Origin of the sequence: Desulfitibacter sp. BRH_c19 (assembly GCA_001515945.1) — a bacterium.
Lineage (GTDB): Bacteria > Bacillota > DSM-16504 > Desulfitibacterales > Desulfitibacteraceae > Desulfitibacter.
In genome coordinates, this window is record LOER01000047.1 from 81,684 (window position 1) to 101,922 (window position 20,239).

Below are 20,239 nucleotides of genomic sequence, written 5' to 3' on the forward strand. Positions count from 1 at the left end.
GCGTTATAACTCGCTGTAAAGCTTCTCTTCTGCATCTTTTACAGCATTTTGAATCTTTTCTATCCATTCTTCTCCAGTTTGTTCTTCTAGCCATTCAATTACAGCAGGAAGACATGCATCACGAAATCTTTCTTTTTCTGAATTCGGTAAAACGTAAATTTCTTTAACTTCATCCTGCAAGAGGGAGAATGCAGCTAAGGCTGCAGCTTCTTTTGGTCCTTGTAAGTGTGTTTTCCATATTATCCCTGCTTCTGCGATTATTTGTTGATATTCTTTAGGCATAGATTGCAATTTTTCATCATTTATCACAAGCCATTTACTACTAAAAGTATGGTTATCGACAGTAATGTAGTCTTGAACTTCATGAATCTTAAACTGATATATAATATCTAATGGATTTTCTTGTCCATCCACTACGCCTTGTTGTAATGCACTATACAATTCTTCACCACCTGCCATGGGGACTGCTTGTGCTCCCAAGGCATTTACCATTGTTAAGTATAATTGATTTTCCATTACACGTATCTTCATACCATTAAAGTCCTCTAATGTCTTTATTAACTTTTTATTAGTAGAGAAAGATCTAAATCCGTTAGATGCAATACCAACCGTTCTAACACCGGTTTCATCCAAAATTAAATCACTAAGTTCTTTGCCGAAAGGACCATCTAATACTTCCCAAGCAATAGGATGGGACTTGAAAATATATGGAAGTGAAAGTACGGTAATTTCAGGTACAAAGCCCGCCATTGGTCCATCAGTAATCATACCCAAATCAACATCTCCACCCTGAATGGCCTCAAAGACTACTCTTTCGTTTCCTAACTGTGCCCCAGGATATACTTGTATTTGTACTTTGCCGTTGGTTTGCGCTTCTACATAATCTTTAAAAATATTTGCTGCAATCATTTCGCTATTGTTTGTAGCTGGATCCTGCAATGATAACTTTAGTGTATAGTCAGCTTTGACGTCTTTAAAACTAGATTCTTTATTTGTTGAATTCTCTGACGTCGTTTCTTCTGCTTCCGGGGAATCAGGTTCAGAGTTTTGATTAACACTTTTTTCTAAACCACATCCTGAAATAGTCATAATTATTGCCAAACAGAATACGAGCAATAAACCTAGATATCTCTTTTTCATTAATAACAACTCCTTTTAAATTAATATTATTAACACCTTAAAGGTGCACAATAATCTGATAATTCCCCTGTTATTTGTCACAGCGATATTTTTCAATTGCTTTATCATTTATCTCAATTCCTAACCCAGGTTTTTGGGGAACCATAGCATATCCGTCTTTAACTACTATGTCTTCTACTAACAATTCTTTTCTGATAGGAGTGTCCCATGTACAATATTCTAGTAAACAACCGTTTGGAATGGAGGCTATTAAGTGTAGAGATGCAGCTATGACTATTCCACTACTCCAAGCATGTGGTACACACGTAATATGGTGTGTCTGAGCTAATTGTGCTATTTTTTTTGCTTCCGTAAGGCCACCACAGCGGGTAACGTCTGGTTGAACTATATCAACACCCGCAATCTCTATTAACTGTCTAAAACCGTACCTCGTGGTTTCATTTTCGCCACACGCTATACGAGTATCTACTGCATCAGCTAATTTGCGATAACCATCTAAATCATCTGGAAATAAAGGCTCTTCAATCCAATAAGGATTGAATTCTCTTATTTCATTAGCCAATAGAATCCTTGAAACAGCATCAATAGGATTATCTGGCGAGGGTATAAAACCTAAATCAAACATTAAATCAATAACTGGCCCTGCTGCCTTTCTTGCCACTTCCACTAACTTTACAATTTCCCTAGAACCTTGTTCAAATCCCCCCCACCCAAGTTTTAAGGCTGTAAATCCTTCAGAACACCACTTTTGAGTTTCTTCATATGCTTCCTCGGGGGTATACGGCATCAAAGTACTTCCATATGCACGAATATTAGTCCTGTAACTTCCACCTAATATTTGGTATATTGGTTTATTTAAAGCCTTCCCAACTATATCCCATAATGCTATATCAATACCACTCATTGCATGTATGGCAACACCACGTCGTCCATAGAATGTACTTGCAAGGTACATCTTTTCCCATATTTTTTCAACTTGAAATGGATCCTCGCCTATAATTACTTCACCTAACCCACAACAAATCCGATGTGAAATAGGTGAATCAATAATTGCTTTGACTACCCAGGGTGCTGAGTCCACCTCACCATAACCAACTATACCTTCATCTGTATGTATTCTAATTATAATCCCATCCTGAGCACTATCATTTATTAATTTTACCTCGTTCGTTTGTCTTACCGGAATAGCTTCAACCTTAGTTATTTTCATTAGTATCTCCTCCGTTCTAGTTGTATGTATTTTCAGATTATTGTAATAATAATGTTAAACAGCCCCTCCTTATAGCTATTATAAAGCATCTACACTTTGACTAAAATATACTATACTTCATTGTCAATTGTCAACAATTTAATTGTTAACAATTGACTTTTTTCTAAAATGTTGTAAAATACTAATAATGACATTTATAGGGGCGATATTATGAGCGTTGAATTTAGATTTGAAAAGAAATCTAGCCAATCCTTAAGAGAAGTTGCATATGAATCTATTAGAGAAGCCATTATTAAAGGCAACATAAAACCAGGGGATAGAATTAGAGAAGCAGACATCTCGGAACAGATGGGAATAAGCCGTGGACCCATTAGAGAGGCTTTTAGGCAATTGGAGCAGGAAGGGCTAGTTTTCTCACATCCATATAGGGAAACTGTAGTAACTGAAATCTCTAATGAAGAGGTGGATCAAGTATTTGTACCCATTAGACGCATAGTAGAATCCTATGCTGCAAAAAGAGCGCACGTAAATTTCACTAAACAAGATTTTGATTATTTACACACAATCATTGTAGATATGGAGAAAGCCAGTTCCAATGATGACCTCGACCTTATGTCAGAACAAGATTTAAAGTTCCACCAGTTTCTTGTTCAAAAAGCAGGAGGTCCTGGCTTATTACCCATTTGGAATAGTATTGTAGGGAAAATCCATTCTCGCTTTTTGTACCAAGGAATAAAACATGAAAGCTTTTATAATGTGGTTAAAGAACATTATAGTTATTTACAACTACTTCATGAAGGAGACCCCAAAAAAATTGATGAGCATCTGGATAGGCATATTACCTAATAAGGATGCAATATATTGAAAAATTACCTGCCCCCTATAATTAATGACTACATTAATCCCTGCTAAATTTAGTGCTTTATGCCTGAGAGTTATCCCAGTCAATAAACTTTAAAGTATTGCCATCTAAGCCCTGATCCACGGCATAGGATAAGTTTACTATTCCATCATATATCTTTTCATTGATTTCAAGCAATGTTGGTCCCAAGCTTTCTGGGAGTGTTAGGTATCTGACTACTTTGTTAAGATTAGCTTCACTAAACCAGGGCTTTAGGCCTTTTAGGGCATTTTTAAGACGCTTTACCAAAATAACTTCAGTAAACTTTCTCTCTCACCAGTTTCAGGATTCAGTTTATCTCCCTGAATAAAGGTATATCCTATTTTTTTGTAGGTAGTCTATGGCTGGAGTTCTACCAAGGTTTCTTCATTTCCTAAAAAGCCAAGAGTCATTATATATTGTCCCCCTATGAAACTTTTACTCTAATCGTTACTGGATTTTTTCTCCAGCCAACTAATTAGTGCCCTTGCTTGTATCCTCCCGTAGTTCCTATGTTGCTCCATGGAAGATTTACTTGCAGCGGAACATCATAAATCTCAAACTAGATAATATTTACTGGCTACCCCAGAGTTAATAAATGTTTTCACTATGTGCAGCAGATAGACGGGATTTGGGGAATCACGCCTTGGGTGTCTAAAAACTAAATTTGTTAAAACACCTTGGCTTACAAAATTAAAAACTTTGGAAGTATATAATTTCATAATTATTAGTCAAAGATATAAAACCATGATCATATAATGCGTCATGTAATTTGCAAAAATTATTGCATTTGTTGAATCAACTCTTTCTTCTTTTGAAGATTCATCCCAATGATTTAATTAATCTAAGGATTATCAACCATTTTTTATAAAAATGTTGAAATTTACTTTAAAATAAAACCCATGGTTATATAAACCATGAGCTTAAATCAGGACAACAATCTTTTGTTCTGTCATCCAGATGGAACAATGATTGAGCCAAAGAACTTAACTAGATGGTTTCAAACAATTTTAGAGCAAGCAAAATTACCAAAAGCTAGACTACATGATATTGACATTCGCATGCCAGTTTGCTCCTCAAAAAAGGCATCAATCCCAAAGTTATTCAAGAAAGGTTAGGGCACTAGACTATTGGAATAACGTTAGATTTGTACAGCCATCTCACGCCTGGGATGCAAGAAGAAGCTTCTAATATGATAAATGACTTATTTGCTGAAAAAATAACCCCTCCAAAACCAGGAGAGGTTTGTGACTTAACCCATAAGTTTGCCACGCCTGGAACCATAACTTTGCCGAAAATACACCAAAAAAGCCCACTTTTACGTTGGCTTTTTAGCTTTTTGGAACCATATGTTTTCCGAAAGTTCATTTTGGAAGCATAAAGTTGCCGAGAGTTCTGCACATAATGACAGCAAATGACGTATATTTATTCGGAGTAATTTGGCTATAGATCAATAAATTGGAATACCCTAAAAAACCCTTTATTGTTGGTATTTATTAAAATACCACATCAAAAATAATTTTTATTTATTTATGTCCTCTTGGTATTTTTCACGAAGCATTTCTAGTCGCACCATATAGATATAAATAAGTAATTTCCCAACACCATAAACAACTATTAATATAATAATTGTCGTAATTAATAGCTTTGGAAAAGGTGGTACATTAAACTTGTTTAGGAGAGTTATTATTATTTCGGCTCTATTTACTACAAGAAGATAAAACATATTCAATAATATAAAAGCTAGTGCTGAAATCGAGAGTATAAGTTTAATCTTTTTTATCACAAGTTCGACTCCTTTGCTAAACCTTTAACAACTGATATTCCTTGCAGTATTCTCTTGTAAAAAATTCAATATAATTCTTATTTATAGTCGCAAATCGCCAGAGAACTAAATCAACTACAGAAATGTTTTCCCCAAGAGCTTGAGCAATTTCGTTACATAACTCATTTGGTGTTTCAAAACCAGTTGCTTCAGCAATTCTACATAAATGCCTATCAGGCTTGGCGACTGGAAGCCCGATGTTCTTTGCTAAATGATATGAAGTTGCAGGGCCAAGAAAAGGAAACCTCCTTAAATATATTGTTTTTTCTTGCAACAGAATACTTTTAACTGTTTCAAATTCTTCAAAATATACATGTGATGCAATTTTTATAATTGCATCTATCTTTTTTGTATTGCGAAAAACTTGTAATGCACGTTTTCTACAATCACTAGAATTATGATGTATTATTTCAGCACTAGCCCAATTAAAAAAAGCCTTAGAAATCTTTTCAAATTTACCTCTAATAACTGTTTCCCGCATACCACTAGAAAGAATTACCCAAGCAGCTTCCCGAATAAAGTCGGTCTCAGTAACTTCTTCAAAAATAATTTCCTCTTGCCAGTCTATTTCTGGGTGGAAACCTTGCTCAATTATTTCCCATTTAGCTTCCATATAATAATAAAGCATTTTTTCAAAAATATTATTTTTATTACTAATCACCTCCACCTCTTTCTTTAAAACATTTTAACAGCTCTAAGTTGCCTTCAAACCATAATACTATTCTTATTAGAAATATAGAGCTTCCAGGGTATTGACTTATTTTTTTACTTAACATTATCTTTCTTTGATGATAAGCTTTTAATTTTAAAAACTCTCTCTCTGGTATTTTAATCGGCAGACTATTTAAACAATTATTATATAAATCAATTTCTCTTTTGATATACTCTAGTGATGGATCTGGTTCAATCCTAAGCTCTCTGCAACGTAACTTTAAATCAGATAATAATATAGTAGCATGATTATGTTTCAAAGCTTTTTCCTTCCATCCCATTAGCAATGATACTAGAGAAAGTATAAGTAAAAAAACCGAGCTACCCCCAATTAGAATAGAAACTATTTTATCATCTATCTGCAGTAAATTAAACACATCAATTAGTACTACAGAATTAAGTATAACTGCAAAAATAAATAGCAATACATCCGATATTTTAGAGTATATATTGTTTTTATCCCTTAGCACGGAATGGGCTGTTAACATCATATCAATAACTTTGAAATGACGTTTAATATCATCTCTGTAACTATTTTCCAAGTATATCACACCATTTTTCGTATGATTTGGATCCATCAGCGTTTTTCATACGGCGGCCTATTCTAGCTAGCGTGTCGGCAATAAGCAATCGTGGCAGACTTTTTTCACCACCAAGATAATCATCAACATGAATAGATTGTCCCGTTTTGTCTCTTATCGGTTTTACAACGTGCTTAGGTGCTTCATTAAAAAAATATTTAAGCATCTTTTTAAGTGACTTTTCTTCTTGATAGTTTTTGAAAACTTCTATAGAAAGTGCCTCAGTATGGTAACCAGATAGCCTCCTGTTTTCAGGCAAGTAAGAAATAATTGATTTTATTATTTTTATTGTTGGCACAACCTTAGAATTGTTAGCACTATTCACTTCAGATAGCTTTCTAGCAAAAGCCCTAGGTTTTATATATGACCATTCTTCTCCGTTTGGGCTGGGTATTTTAAAGCCATCTCTATACTTTGCTGCAGGTAAAATCTGGATTTCCGCATCACTAAATTTTATAGTTACCGCTAACTTGCCAGCAGTAATCTTGGTTTGAGGCAATCTCTCTTTTAGTCTATCTATGAAGTATTGTTTTACTTGTGTAGGGGATAATCCTTCCAGTTCAGTATTATTCAATAGAACTAAAGTGTCTATATCACTAATTCCATCCACATAAGTATGTTTTTGAACGGAACCACCAAATATCAAGTCCACAGTACCGTAAATATATTTTTCCAATGCTGTTTTTATCGTCTCCAGGTGAATATCAATTGTTTCTCTGTCTCTATCATTATAATTCGTTAATAACTGACTAATAATTTCATTAACCGAAGTTTCAAATGCTTGATCTTGAGCAGTTTCTTCCTCTTTTCTTAACTTTTGAATTAAATCTTCAGGGTTAGAGCTTCCTCCAAAAAATCCTCCGCCTGACCCTCCCATTAGACCATACCTCCTAATTCAGCACTAAGTGATTCGTAGGCCTCTTTAAAAAAATCTTCATTAAATTTAAACACATTAAAGTTCTCTTCATTCAAAAAATTCTTCATCTGGAGCTGTAGATTTTGCAGATAATAGATATTATCTACTATTGCCTTTGCTAATACCTTATCATCCCTAGCTTGTATCCCCACAGCAATCGCTCCAAAATTCTGATTATATATCGCATTCCCATTTAAGTAAGAATATCTTAACCAGGTCAGCCCATCAAAAATTTCTGCGCCCGCAAGAAAATATAGACATGAAGTAATGGGGTCAAGACTCCCAAAAACATGTATGGGAGAATTCAAACCCTCTTTATCTAGTTCCCTTCGTATTGAAGCAATGTTCACCATCCGCTTCAATAATGAGTTTCCTAACTCTTTTTCTGTTACCCCTATAATATGGAATCCCGATAAGTTTTTAATGTTCTTAAGGATATCTTTCATCTGTATGTACTGTTGATTTTCAGTCTCAGGCTTTATAATAAAATCATAAATTCTATCTGGATAACAAGAAAAGAATTCTTTTGCTGATTGAATTTGATCCGTTATCGGTCTTCTTAATGCTCCATGGTCAAAGTTTACAATAACTGTATCAATATGCTTAGGAAAGCTGGATAAAACTTCATGAAGATTTTCCTCTGTCCAATCCCTAACTTCATAATTATGACGCCATACTGAAGAAAAGTCATGGCTTTCCCCAGTTTCATATCCTCCACTATCAACAATCACAAGGTCGGTTGGATATGTCTCAACAATAAGGTGTTTATAATACAAGTCATAAGCACTAACTAACATGGACTCAGTTAATACCTCTGAAGTCGTTTTTAAAGGTTGATTTACTTCAGATAATCCATGTTTGTTTGCTCGAAAACCTTTACTAGAAAATGATGGAACTAGTATAGGGGTTTTAATGGTCATTCCCGACGGTAATTTTAATTCTGTACTTCTAGCTATCATCTTTATAAATAACCTCCAAATCTCTACAAGATAAACATCTACCACATGGCTGATCAAGGCCTAATTCACAACTATAAGTTAAATTTAATGGAACTTGATTATTTACACAATATTCACAGATTTCTTTCTTGCCCCAATTTAGAAAAGGAGCACCAATTGAAATGCAACCATTAGTATATAGGTCAAATGAAGCTTGCATTATGTTTACAAATTCATTAGAACAATCAACATAGCTAGTGCTTGAATGGATGCCAATACCTATAAGTCCTTTGGGTTGCTTAAACTCCATTAAAGCAATGTGTAGCAGTAATGCATTTCTACCTAGAATGAAACCATCTGTTTTTTTCTTAAAACCAAAGAAACCAATTTTTTTCAATGGAACATTATAATACTCACATACCTTAGTTACAGCCTTCTCCTCATTTTTTAAAGATAATTGTCCATAATCCACAAAAAGTGTAGAGACTTCAAAACTTTGATTCAAATAAAACTTAATAACCGCAGTTGAATCAATTCCACCACTTGAAAGAACCAACACAGGGTAGTTCATAGTTGGATAACCTCGCTATTTCAGTTTTACTGTTTGATTAAGGATACTTACTAATCAACTATATAATCTAAAAAACCTTCTAGTATTGTATATTTTTGTATTTAAGGTATAACAACTACTTTTTTTACAATTATCTCCTTGCTTTATTCCACAATTCTCCACATAAGGATAAAGTCCTTGAAAAATCCTTCGACAGAATGCGACATAAGCGACGCATCTTAAAAACTAAGGTGGCCTTAAAAAATATATGTTTCAGTTTGGTAGGAAAACTCTATACGCATAGTAAAGTATGTAAAATAGATGTAGTAATTGGTTTAGCAGGATATTTGTTAGCGGATGCATACCATTGAAATAAGATTTATTTTTCCTATTTAAGAAAAAATCATGAAAATCAACAAAATTGAGTATAAATCAGTCTATTATATGAGGATCTTTCACTAATATCCAAACTTTTGAGAATGTATTAAGTTTTGTGTAAATGGATAAAAATACCATTAAAAGGAGATGGTCCATTTATGCAAGACTTACAAAACAAGACAATAAAAGAATTAGCAAGAAACTGTCGTACTGTAGAAGATGTACAGGAAATGTTAAAAGGTCTTTTCAAAGACACATTACAGGAAATATTTGAGGCAGAAATGGATGAGCATTTAGGCTATCCAAAGCATAGTGCCGAAGGTAATAACTCTGGTAATAGTCGTAATGGTGCTTCTAAAAAGACAATTAAAACTAGATTTGGCAATACAGAAATAGAAATACCAAGAGACAGAAATGCCTCTTTTGAACCGCAGATAGTTAAACAGTATGAAACAACCTCAAACCAGTTAGAAGATCAGATTATAGCCATGTATGCTAAGGGTATGTCTACTCGTGATATAGAAGATAGCATGAAAGACATTTATGGCATTGAAGTATCCCCATCTACAGTAAGCAGAGTAACTGACAAAATATTACCCCTGGTATCTGAATGGCAATCACGCCCATTAGATCGGGTATATCCTGTAGTGTTCCTTGATGCAATTCACTTTAAGGTACGCAAGGAAAACAGAATAATTAATAAGGCTGCATATAGTGTACTTGGCATTAACTTGGCAGGAATAAAGGATATACTGGGCATTTGGATTGGTGAAAATGAAAGTGCAAGCTTTTGGTTAGGTGTATGTAATGACATAAAAAATAGAGGTGTAGAAGACATCTTAATAGCCTGTAAAGATGGACTCTCAGGCTTTTCAGAAGCCATTAATACTGTTTTTCCAAGGACAGAAATTCAGTTGTGTGTTATTCATCAAATAAGAAGCTCCTTGAGATATGTACCACATAAAGAACAAAAAGAGTTAATGTTTGATTTGAAGAAAGTTTATCAAGCTCTTACCATTGAAGAAGCTGAGCTTGCATTTGAGATGTTTAAAGAAAAATGGGGTAAGAAGTATCCCGTCATAATTAGATCTTGGGAGAGTAACTGGGTAGAATTAACCAATTACTTTAAATACCCATATGACCTTAGAAAAGCCATTTATACTACCAACATCATCGAGGGGTATCATAGACAACTAAGGAAAATAACTAAGACTAAAACTATATTCCCGACTGACGAGGCTTTAATAAAAATGATATACCTAGGAACCATGGATGCTTCTAAGAAATGGACTGCACCCATTAGGCAATGGAAAACAGCAATATCCCAGTTTGCTATTTATTTTGAGGATAGATTAAAGCCTGAGCTGGCAATATAGCTTTAAAACTTAAACCTATGAGTTAATCGCTTTAGTTCTCCAAGAGGTAGAATAAATCAAAGATGGGGAACAGCCAAATGCTCCCCATTTTACCTCTTTACAGAACCCTACTAGGCGCTCAGGTTGCTCTCCAGCATTGCCCTATCCTCCTGGTAGGTAAGAGTCATGTATAGTATTAACTAGTTTAGACAATCTAATACTAAATACTGGTATTTTCAATTAAGAGAAAAATCAATGTGAAATTTCCATTTACACAAAAGATGTTACTCTACCACTAATTTGTCCTTAGATAAAAATAATTAATTCTAAAAACCAATCCTTACACCATAATTTCTCAACCATTCTTTTCTTTTTTCATAATCAGGTATTATGGAAGACAACATATCCCAGTATTCCCTTGAGTGATTTTTATAGCTCATATGGCACAGCTCATGTACCACAATATAGTCTAGTACTGGAGAAGGAGCCATTATAATACGCCAGTTAAATAAAAGGTGGTTATCCCCTGTACAGCTGCCCCATCTCTTCTTTTGCTCCTTTATGCTAACCTTTTTGGGTTTTATCTTAAAATAGTGCTGGTAATATTCAACACGTTCGTTAACCTTCTCTTCGGCTTTTTGCCGATACCACTGTTCCATAGCTTTTCTTATTGCCATTTCATCTTTGGTTGGAGTTTCAACAATAAATTTACCCTGGTAAAGCTTTACCTCAGACCTTTTTAATTGCCCATTTAGATTAATGTTCAAAGAATAATTCCTGCCAAGGTAAAGAAAAGACTCTCCATTAACAAATTCCTTACTACTAATCATAAATTCCATGTCCTTAAAGGCAAATAGTTTCTGAACTATCCAGGAAGCCTTGCTTTTAACCTTTTCTAATATTGCATCCTTAGGAGTATCCATAGGAGCTGTTACTTTAACAATATCTGGTGGTTCAACAGTTATTTGTATAGTCTTTCGGTTTGAATATGTCACAGTAAACTCTATATTTCTTGTTCCATATTGAAAGCTTAGTTGCATTAATAATCCCTCTAATCTATACTTGAGTAATGTTTTTTTGCTAATTGTAATAAAGGCTGAACCATTCTTTTTCTAATATCCATCTTAATCTGCTTAAAATATTTAGTAGTAAGCATTAAATAAATGGCTCGTTCTATATCTGCTGTTTTTGTAGTATTAGTTGTCCAGTCAATTACAAAGTTGCTTTTAACTATTTCAGCTACATTTTTGGCAATGTCTTTTGCTAAATCAAGTACACCTTGATTAATATATAAGGCTTTTGCTTCTTTAACTTTGCCAGTTTCTTCAGGTTCAATTAGGTTAACCTTAACTACTTCAAAAAAGGCAAATTCTTCTTTTGATAACCCTAAAGCTTCTGCTTCTTGTTGTTCTCCTTTTTGAACGTCATTTTTTATAAATTCCTCTAATCTTTTCTTTCTTTCTATCCAATTATTCTTTGTATCGTCTAAGATTTGCTGAAGCTTTTCTAGTAGGCTAGTATAGTAAACTGGGTTATCATCTATTTTAACATTGATATGCTTTTTTACTGTGTGTTCCATGGAAGAAGCAATGGCTTCATCAGTTTTTAAGCTGTTAACTTTTTGCTGGAAGTCAGCATCAAAAAGGGTAGTAGGCTTTATCCATTGTTGTACTCCTAAGGATTCCAGGTGAGTGGCTATTAAGTTTTTTACCTTTTCACCGCAATCAGCAATATCCAATTCTTTTTCAGGTTCAAAGCGAGCTTTGGATGCTGCCCTAAGATATGAAAGCCACTTTAAGTCATTTAAGTCCTTTTGTGTGACATGACCAGGCATTAGTTGTTCTATAGTTCCTGCAAACCTTCTGTAGCCCATTTCAAACTCGGCTCTTTTATCCTCAGGCTCAAGTTTTCTAACCAGAGCATCTAAATCATTTTTATCTGTGCCGTTAAAGATGGTCATTACAGCTTCTCGATAGGAAAGCATCAGTTTATATATACTATCCATAGATTCCATGGGTTGTCCTAGTTCTTCTTTATCAAATACAGCTAAGGCTTCTTCTAAAAAGTTAGAGATACCGTAATAGTCTACTATATAGCCACATTTTTTCTTTTCACCATAGGTTCTATTTACTCTGGCTATAGCTTGAAGTAGGTTATGCTCCTTTAAGGGTCTATCTAGATACATGACCTGTTCAATGGGAGCATCAAAGCCAGTTAAGAGCATATCCTTAACTATCAAAAAGCTCAGCTTATCCTTCTCAATAGGCTGTAAGAAGTTTTTGATAATGTTTTCCTGTTCCGCTTTAGTAGTAAAGTGGTCTTTCAAATGTTGTTTATCATTTAAATTTCCTGAAAAGATGATTTTAGCCTCTAATTCTAACCCTAGCATATCCTTCATGTGCTCATTCAGGGCATTATAGTATTTAACACAGGCTTCTCTGGAGACACAGACTACTTGGGCTTTAAATCCATTGGGATAAATCCATTCTTTATAATGCTCTAGCATATCCTTGGCTATATCGTCAATTCTATCATCAGCTTCTACTATAACCTTTTTGGTGATATACTTTTGTTTAATAGCTTCTTTTTCTTCCTCTGATTTATCTTCAAAGGCTTGTTCAAATAATTCTTCTAAGGTTTCTCCCTTAATTTGAAGCTCTGGTTTTCTTCCTTCATATACTATCCTAACAGTAGCTCCATCTTCTACAGCTTGTTGAATGGTATATTTATCAATATACTCCCCAAAGGTTCTAGGGGTGGATTTATCTTCTTTTTCTATAGGTGTACCTGTAAAGCCTAAAAAGGCAGCATTGGGAAGACCATCTCGCATATTTTTAGCCATGCCTTTGTACTGACTGCGATGGGCTTCATCTGTTAGAACTATTACATTAGATTTAGTAGTTAGTACTGGAAATTCTTTTTCATAAAATAAGCTTGATACTTGCCTTGCATCCTTTAGTACTTCCTTTTCTTCTTTTTCTGTTTGGAACTTATGTATGGTAGTCATGATAATTTGAGGTTGAGCTTGTGATAACAGTTGTTTCATTTCATTTACTGTTTCTGCTCTTACTGGTGCGGTTATAGTAGATAGGGTCCTTAAGAATGTGTTAAATATCTGTTTATCTAAGTCAACACGGTCTGTAACAATGACTATGGTTGCATCAGAAAGCTCAGGAATTCTGCGTATTTTTTTTGCTAAAAAGACCATGGTTAAGCTCTTACCACTTCCTTGGGTATGCCAGATAACTCCACCACGGGTTTTAGCATCTTTGCCTGTTACCAGTCTTTGTAATGCTTTATTAACAGCTCTATACTGCTGGTAACGGCATATTTTCTTAATTCTAATGGTATTTTCTGTTTCATAGAGTATGAAGTTTCTCATAACATCCAGGAGGTTGTTTTTTTCTAATAGTCCCTGGAGGAAAATGTTTTGTCCGTTATCTTCTACATTTTCTATTTGTTCTTTCTTAAATGGATAGGGGTCTTTCCATTGTAAATAATGGCTGTATTTAGAGCTTATTGTTCCAAGATAGGCTCTATATTTATTTAATATGCCTGTAAAGAAGTTGGTGTAAAAGAGCCTTGGTGCTCCTTCTATCTTTGTGGCATCTCTTTCATCCATGTATCTGCTTAATTGTTCATAGGCATCCTTTTTACCTATGTTTTCATTCTTGCTCTTTTCTACGAAAGGAGATTTGCATTCTAAAACTACTACTGGGATACCGTTGATAAATATTATAATGTCAGGGATTATTTTTTCGTTAGGGCCTTGTATTTTAAACTGCCTGGTAACTAAGAACTCGTTATTAGAGGGTTTGTCCCAATCAACGAATTTTACAGTATGAAACTTTTTTTGACCGCTGCCATTTAAGTCTTGATCCACAGCATAGGATAGGTTTACTATTGCATCATAAATCTTTTCGTTAATCTCAAGTAGTGTAGCTCCTAGGCTTTCTGGACGTGTTAAATATCTTACTATTTTGTTAAGATTAGGTTCATTTAGCCAGGGGTTAAGGCGTTTTATGGCAACTTTAAGACGCTTTACCAAAACCACTTCGGTATGGCTGTCTCTCTCACCAGCTTCAGGAGTAAGCTTGTCTCCTTGAATAAAGGTATATCCTAATTTGTTTTGCAAGTAGTCTATGGCTGGCAGTTCTACCAAGGTTTCTTCATTGCCTAAAAAGCCAATAGTCATTATATCCTCCCCCTATGAAACTTTCACTCTAATTTTTCCTGTAAGAAGCTTTTGCATTAAACCTTTTTTAAGGTCTTGAAGCTTTTGTTTTTTGGAATCGTACTGGTCAAGTTTTTCATCAACAGATGATAGGATGGAAGCGATTTTTTGCTGTTCTTCTACACCTGGAATAGGAATGGATATATTTAAAACACTATTTTTAGACAAATTATATCTTGTAGAACCTTGTGCTAGCTTTGAGATTATCTTCCTAAATCGATATCCTCTTAATAAATAACAAACAAAATCTGGTAAAACAAGTTTTAAACTATTTAGTCTATATCCAAAACAAAAACTGTTCAAATATAATTCACCAGTTTTATTTAAAAGTACTGAACTCATCCCAACATCTTCAGGTGTTTCAGATGATGTTGTAAATATTACATCACCATATTTAACTTTGTTTTGATTTTCTTTTTTATCTATTCTAACATGGTCTAGATAATCCAAATCTATTCTCAGGTTGTTAAAAACATTTTTATACGGTATATACGGTTTCCCTTCACCAAAATCATCTCCGTTTTTTCCTGTCAATCCATTATAGGTAAAGCCCAATTCTCTAAGCTTACTAATACTCCATTCCTTCGGTATCTCCCCTAACTCAGTCATTTTTAACTCTGTATGCCCAATGCCTTTGGTCAGCAGTTTTTGCATTAGACCTTTTTTCAGTTCTTTTGACTTTTCTATAAGTTTATCTGTTTGGTCAATGTGTTCATCTACTGTTGAGAGGATGGAGGCAATTTTTTGTTGCTCCTCTTTTGCTGGGATAGGTAATAATAAGGCTTTAAGGTCATTTAAGGTAATTCCTTTAACGGTAGAGCCTTTACCAATTCCTTGTATTAATTCAGCTTTAAGCAAATACCAATAAAGCAAATACTTTATATCTATAAAGGCCTTATTATATAGAGCTTTCAAGTCTTGATTTATTGCCATTGGAACTTTATTAATAAAGCCTCTTCCCAAACCCATTCTAGTAGCAATAATAATTTTGCTTTCATTAATTACATTTGTAGCGCTATTATTAACAGCCTCTGTAGTTATGTGTTCAACTGTATTGCTTTTATAAAACCTATTGTCCAAATCTTTCACAGTTGCCCATGGAATATCACCTTGATAATATTCTGCAACCTTCCTTGATGGTGTCCCACCTCCTACAATCTTCTCGACAATATCACCTAATCTATAAACTACCCATTCCTCAGGTATCTCTCCAAATTCTGTCATCTTATATCCTTCTCTCATACCATCACCCTATTCTGCTTATATTTCATCAAATCCTAGTTCTTTTAGATATTTATTTAATTGTCTCTCAGTTTCTAATGCTTGAGCTTTTAACTCTTTTATCTCATCAATTACACCAGCAATATCAACCTCTTCCTCTTCTACAGAGGTATCAACATAACGACTGATATTCAGGTTATAGTCATTTTCTTTAATATTATCTAAATCAACAATCCTAGAATATTTATCTACATCTTTAAAATCATCAAAAGCCTTAACTATTATATCTGTATCTTCATCCCGTAGTATATTCTTGTTGCCATTCTTAGCAAAGCCAGCACTTGCATCAATAAATAGTATTTTGCCTTTTCTTTGTACTGGCTTGTTTTTATTTATAATCAACAAAGCTGCTGGGATACTTGTACCATAGAAAATATTACTGGGTAACCCAATGACAGCTTCTATTAAATCATCTTTGATAAATCCTTTTCTAATGTTACCTTCTGCCCCTCCCCTAAATAAAACACCATGGGGTACTACTGTGCCCATTTCGCCTCTACTATTTAGACTCGCTACCATGTGACATACAAATCCTAAATCTCCATAAGACTTAGGTGGCACTCCATAGGGAAATCGATGATAGGGGTCTGACTGGGCTTCCTCAGAACCCCAGTTTTTAAGTGAAAATGGTGGGTTTGCCATTATCTTATCAAAGGTTTTTAAAACTCCACCTTCTCTATGCATTGGGTTCCTAATGGTATCCCCTTTTTTAATATCTGCACCCTTGGCATTGTGGAAGAGCATATTCATCTTACATATAGCCCAGGTACTTAAGTTAATCTCTTGACCAAATAGAGAGACATTCTTCCAATTGCCTCCTGTTTCATTAATATACTTAAGACTTTGTATCATAAATGAGCCGCTGCCGATTGTAGGGTCGTAAAGTCTATCTCCTTCTTGAGGCTTTAAGATTCTTACTAAGGCTTTTACAACAGTCTGTGGAGTATAGAACTCTCCACCTTTTTTACCACCTTCGTCTGCAAACTGCTTAATTAAGTATTCATAGGCATCACCTAGCACATCATCATTCACTAGGTTTTCACTAGCAATATTTATTGTGTTAAAAAGTAATAGGAGTTGAGATAGCTTCTTATCCGATACTTTCTCTTTGTCATTATAACTAGCAGTAGTAAGGACACCGATTAATTCTGAATTCTTAGGTTCATCTTCAATAGCTTTAAAAGCCTTGTCTAACTCAGGTCCAATGTTAAGGGTAAGGTTTTTAAGCTTATCCCATCGTGCCCTTGCAGGAACATAAAATGTATCATAGACTGAAGCATCATCTAGTATAATATTAACTTCTTCCTTATCCATTCCTTGGGCTAAAAATTCTTCTCTTTTTTTAGCACTTTCTAGTTCAAATTCATCATTAAGTCTCTTTAGAAACAAGATGCCAAATATGTAATCTTTGTACTCTGCTGCATTAAGCTCACCCCGTAAAATATCAGCAGCTTTCCATAGAGTTGATTCTAGTTGTTGCGAAGTTAATTTTGTCATTTATACACTCTCCCATATAGCTAATATGTTCATCTGTAAAAGAACTCCAATATATTTTAATAAGACTTTCTATGGATGATCTAACTTCCTACGACATTTATTAATTCTTTATTTATGCTGTATGTCCTCTATGTATATCTAGATTTTTGCCATATTTTGATAACTCTAGTTAATATTGCTTGATGATATTGGTAATTATATAAAAAGTAGATTTATTAGGAGAAGAATAAATGGCTGATATCCCCATTCGTAGTAGATTATACAATATAGAGCCGATAGGGTTGAATACACCTGATGTTGAGAGTTTTACCAGTTATGTTTCTAGATTAGCAGAAGCTCATTGTGTTAATGTGGGTGCATTATTAAATAAAGAGGCAGCCCCTTTAAAACAACGACTTTATTAGAAGAAAGGCATAATGCATTCTACAGGTTTTCTATTGCCCTAAAATGAAAAAGAAAGCTACAGATAAAATTGGCAACCTGTTAGCTTCCAGTCTAAAATGCATATTACTATACTCAGGAGCTGTTTACTGTAACTCCTGGTTTTTTTATTCTAAAGAATGTCAAACTAATGTCATATAGTGATTATATTAATAAAGGTTATTGTATCCTGATATGCTTGAAAATAAAAGAACCTTATATATCAATGGCGGGAGCGTGTAGGAATCGAACCTACCGAACGCAGGATCGCTACGTCCCACTGGATTTGAAGTCCAGGCCAGCCACCAGACCAAATCCGCTCCCTCAGAGTTTACATTATAACTTAAATTATTCCCTTTTTCAATACCGCTATGATTCTGCTATAGATATGGCACATAAACAGGAGAATGTTAATCCTTTTTAAATAAAACTCTTTTATCTTCAACTCTTTTTGTAAACTTTTGTCCATCAAAATACTCTAGTATTGGTAAGACATATTTTCTTGAACTATCGAATAGGTCCCTAATATCACTTAATGCCATTGCGTCTTTTTTTGCAAAGCCTTGTTTTAACATGTTTTTTGCCTTCTCTATAGTCTGTATATGGAAATACATGTTTTCTGCTACTTTTACCAAAATGCCATTAGCAACCAAATATTTAAGAAATTCTTCTTTTTCAGCTTTAGATGCCTTTACTCCTTGAGTAGCTTCCTCAAAAGTTGGAGATTGAAAGCCTTTCTTTACAAATTCTTCTTCAATAGTTGCAATACTTTGCCTTGTCTTTTCATCTAACGCTGATACGAAATCAGGCAGGTGTATAAAAGAGCCTGTTATTTTTAGATTGCCTTCTTTTTGCCATGCACCCAGTAAAACATTAAATTCCTTAATATTAAAGCCTGCAAAAATCTTTGACCGTACTTCTTCTTTATCTAGACCCTGTCTTAAAGGATACTTTTCATGATATAAATGCAACTCATTAGAAAGAGTGGTTAACCATTTTTCAAAAACCTTTTGACTAATTATATACTTATTCCCATCTGCTTCAACTATATTAATACCTGCCATTTTAGACAGATAATCAACTACTATGCTTTCATTTATTTTAAGCTCTTTTACTAGTCCTTCTATAGTTAGTAACCGATCCTTTGTTTTCTCCAAAATATAGTTGATTAAATCCTCTGGATTACTTTCTTCTTTTATCTGTAATGTTTCGATGGCGTCTTCGTTAAATCTTTTAAGCTTCTCCCCATAAGGCTCCAGTATTGTACCTCCACCAATAGTAAACATTGGTGAATAGCTACGAATAACAAAATGGTCACCCCTTTGGGCAATAATTGGATCTTCCATTTGTAATTGAACATACATTTCTTCCCCAGGAGCTAATTCATCACCGTTTAAAAGGTTAACCCTGGCAAGTTTTTCAGATGTACCAAGGTGAACCCTCACCCGCTGCCTTTGTTTTAAGGGCTTAGGAGAGTCTTCAATCAGCTTTAACTTAGCATCCAACTTATAGGACGGTGCATATGTTCCCGCTAAGACTACTGAACTTCCCCTTGGCACTTCATCTACTTCTACATCAGCAAGATTTAGAGCCACTCTTTGTCCAGGTTTAGCAACCTGTTGTTGTTCACCATGGACTTGTATTCCCCTGACCCTAGATTTTTTGCCAGTAGGTTGGATTTCTACAATATCACCAACCTTGACTTCTCCTGACCAAAGGGTGCCAGTAACGACTGTACCAAACCCAGATAGAATAAAGGATCTATCAACCGGCAATCTTAATTGACCTTCCCTACTTTTTTGATCTGGATCAGCAACTGCCAGTTTCTGGATTTCATTTAGGAGTTCAGCCATTCCCTGATTTTTTACTGCTGATACTTTTAAAATAGGCCCCTTTTCAAGTAATGTACCCTTTAGAAAATCCTTAATATCCTCTTCCACTAACTCAAGCCATTCCTCATCAACTAAATCTATTTTAGTAATAACCGTAAGCCCTTTTTTTACCTGTAATAGCTTTATTATATTCATATGCTCCCTGGTTTGGGGCATAACCCCCTCATCAGCAGCTATTATCAACATAACCATATCAATTCCAGCCACTCCTGCTAGCATCTGCTTTATAAACCTTTCATGACCAGGAACATCTATAATGGCGGCATTAGCTCCATTAGGCAATTTTAAAGCTGCAAACCCTAGCTCTATGGAAATTCCTCTTTTCTTTTCTTCCTTAAGTCTATCAGTGTCTTGTCCTGTCAAAGTCTTAACTAATTGTGTCTTGCCATGGTCAACGTGCCCTGCAGTTCCAATAATAAAGCAGTCCATAT

Annotated in this window: 18 protein-coding genes; 4 read left to right on the forward strand and 14 right to left on the reverse strand. The window is 34.6% G+C overall.

Annotated features, from left to right (window positions below; genetic code table 11):
• Positions 1–3 precede the first annotated feature (3 nt).
• Both APF76_18205 and APF76_18210 read right to left on the reverse strand, forming a co-directional pair.
• Entirely contained in the window at positions 4–1,140 is a 1,137-nt protein-coding gene (locus APF76_18205) for a hypothetical protein (protein ID KUO48814.1), read from the reverse strand.
• A 70-nt stretch (positions 1,141–1,210) separates the two neighbouring features.
• Positions 1,211–2,350 (reverse strand): hypothetical protein, encoded by a 1,140-nt coding sequence (locus APF76_18210; GenBank protein ID KUO48815.1) that lies wholly within the window; start codon positions 2,348–2,350, stop codon positions 1,211–1,213.
• 210 nt (positions 2,351–2,560) lie between these two features.
• Between APF76_18210 and APF76_18215 the strand changes: the two genes are divergently transcribed.
• Entirely contained in the window at positions 2,561–3,196 is a 636-nt protein-coding gene (locus APF76_18215; GenBank protein ID KUO48816.1) for a hypothetical protein, read from the forward strand.
• Between the two features lie 76 nt (positions 3,197–3,272).
• Here APF76_18215 and APF76_18220 read toward each other — a convergent pair whose 3' ends face one another.
• Complete coding sequence (locus tag APF76_18220; protein KUO48817.1) at positions 3,273–3,500, reverse strand: hypothetical protein; 228 nt, start codon at positions 3,498–3,500, stop codon at positions 3,273–3,275.
• 647 nt (positions 3,501–4,147) lie between these two features.
• Between APF76_18220 and APF76_18225 the strand changes: the two genes are divergently transcribed.
• Together APF76_18225 and APF76_18230 are read left to right on the forward strand one after the other, a co-directional pair.
• Positions 4,148–4,348, forward strand: a complete 201-nt coding sequence (locus tag APF76_18225) for a hypothetical protein (protein ID KUO48818.1) — start codon at positions 4,148–4,150, stop codon at positions 4,346–4,348.
• Positions 4,349–4,422: 74 nt separating this feature from the next.
• The gene (locus APF76_18230; protein KUO48819.1) at positions 4,423–4,611 is read left to right on the forward strand and encodes a hypothetical protein; all 189 of its coding nucleotides are present in this window, start codon (positions 4,423–4,425) and stop codon (positions 4,609–4,611) included.
• 141 nt (positions 4,612–4,752) lie between these two features.
• Here the strand turns inward: APF76_18230 and APF76_18235 are convergent, their stop codons facing one another.
• Genes APF76_18235 through APF76_18260 form a run of 6 tightly spaced genes read right to left on the reverse strand, consistent with a single transcriptional unit; the run spans position 4,753 to position 8,772 of the window.
• A complete protein-coding gene (locus APF76_18235) occupies positions 4,753–5,016 on the reverse strand; it encodes a hypothetical protein (GenBank protein KUO48820.1) in 264 nt (87 codons plus the stop codon).
• Positions 5,017–5,032: 16 nt separating this feature from the next.
• Positions 5,033–5,683, reverse strand: a complete 651-nt coding sequence (locus APF76_18240) for a hypothetical protein (protein ID KUO48847.1) — start codon at positions 5,681–5,683, stop codon at positions 5,033–5,035.
• A gap of 25 nt (positions 5,684–5,708) precedes the next feature.
• Positions 5,709–6,308, reverse strand: a complete 600-nt coding sequence (locus APF76_18245; GenBank protein KUO48821.1) for a hypothetical protein — start codon at positions 6,306–6,308, stop codon at positions 5,709–5,711.
• A complete protein-coding gene (locus tag APF76_18250; GenBank protein ID KUO48822.1) occupies positions 6,298–7,224 on the reverse strand; it encodes a hypothetical protein in 927 nt (308 codons plus the stop codon). Before APF76_18250 ends, APF76_18245 begins: the two co-directional genes overlap by 11 nt.
• Positions 7,224–8,222: a hypothetical protein gene (locus tag APF76_18255; protein ID KUO48823.1), complete on the reverse strand. Its 999-nt coding sequence runs from the start codon at positions 8,220–8,222 to the stop codon at positions 7,224–7,226. The genes APF76_18250 and APF76_18255 overlap by 1 nt, the downstream gene beginning before the upstream one ends.
• Positions 8,212–8,772 (reverse strand): hypothetical protein, encoded by a 561-nt coding sequence (locus APF76_18260; GenBank protein ID KUO48824.1) that lies wholly within the window; start codon positions 8,770–8,772, stop codon positions 8,212–8,214. Before APF76_18260 ends, APF76_18255 begins: the two co-directional genes overlap by 11 nt.
• 515 nt (positions 8,773–9,287) lie before the next feature.
• Between APF76_18260 and APF76_18265 the strand changes: the two genes are divergently transcribed.
• Positions 9,288–10,505, forward strand: a complete 1,218-nt coding sequence (locus tag APF76_18265; protein ID KUO48825.1) for a transposase — start codon at positions 9,288–9,290, stop codon at positions 10,503–10,505.
• 305 nt (positions 10,506–10,810) lie between these two features.
• Here the strand turns inward: APF76_18265 and APF76_18270 are convergent, their stop codons facing one another.
• The 5 genes from APF76_18270 to APF76_18290 form a co-directional block, all read right to left on the reverse strand.
• The gene (locus APF76_18270; GenBank protein KUO48826.1) at positions 10,811–11,524 is read right to left on the reverse strand and encodes a metal-dependent hydrolase; all 714 of its coding nucleotides are present in this window, start codon (positions 11,522–11,524) and stop codon (positions 10,811–10,813) included.
• Positions 11,525–11,535: 11 nt separating this feature from the next.
• A complete protein-coding gene (locus APF76_18275; protein KUO48848.1) occupies positions 11,536–14,673 on the reverse strand; it encodes a restriction endonuclease subunit R in 3,138 nt (1,045 codons plus the stop codon).
• A gap of 18 nt (positions 14,674–14,691) precedes the next feature.
• Positions 14,692–15,942, reverse strand: coding sequence for a hypothetical protein (locus tag APF76_18280; GenBank protein ID KUO48827.1), 1,251 nt, complete (start codon positions 15,940–15,942; stop codon positions 14,692–14,694).
• A 36-nt stretch (positions 15,943–15,978) separates the two neighbouring features.
• Positions 15,979–17,496 carry a type I restriction endonuclease subunit M gene (locus APF76_18285; protein ID KUO48828.1) on the reverse strand — a complete coding sequence of 506 codons (1,518 nt, stop codon included), beginning with the start codon at positions 17,494–17,496 and terminating at the stop codon, positions 15,979–15,981.
• A gap of 830 nt (positions 17,497–18,326) precedes the next feature.
• Positions 18,327–20,237, reverse strand: coding sequence for a hypothetical protein (locus APF76_18290; protein KUO48829.1), 1,911 nt, complete (start codon positions 20,235–20,237; stop codon positions 18,327–18,329).
• Between the last annotated feature and the right edge of the window lie 2 nt (positions 20,238–20,239).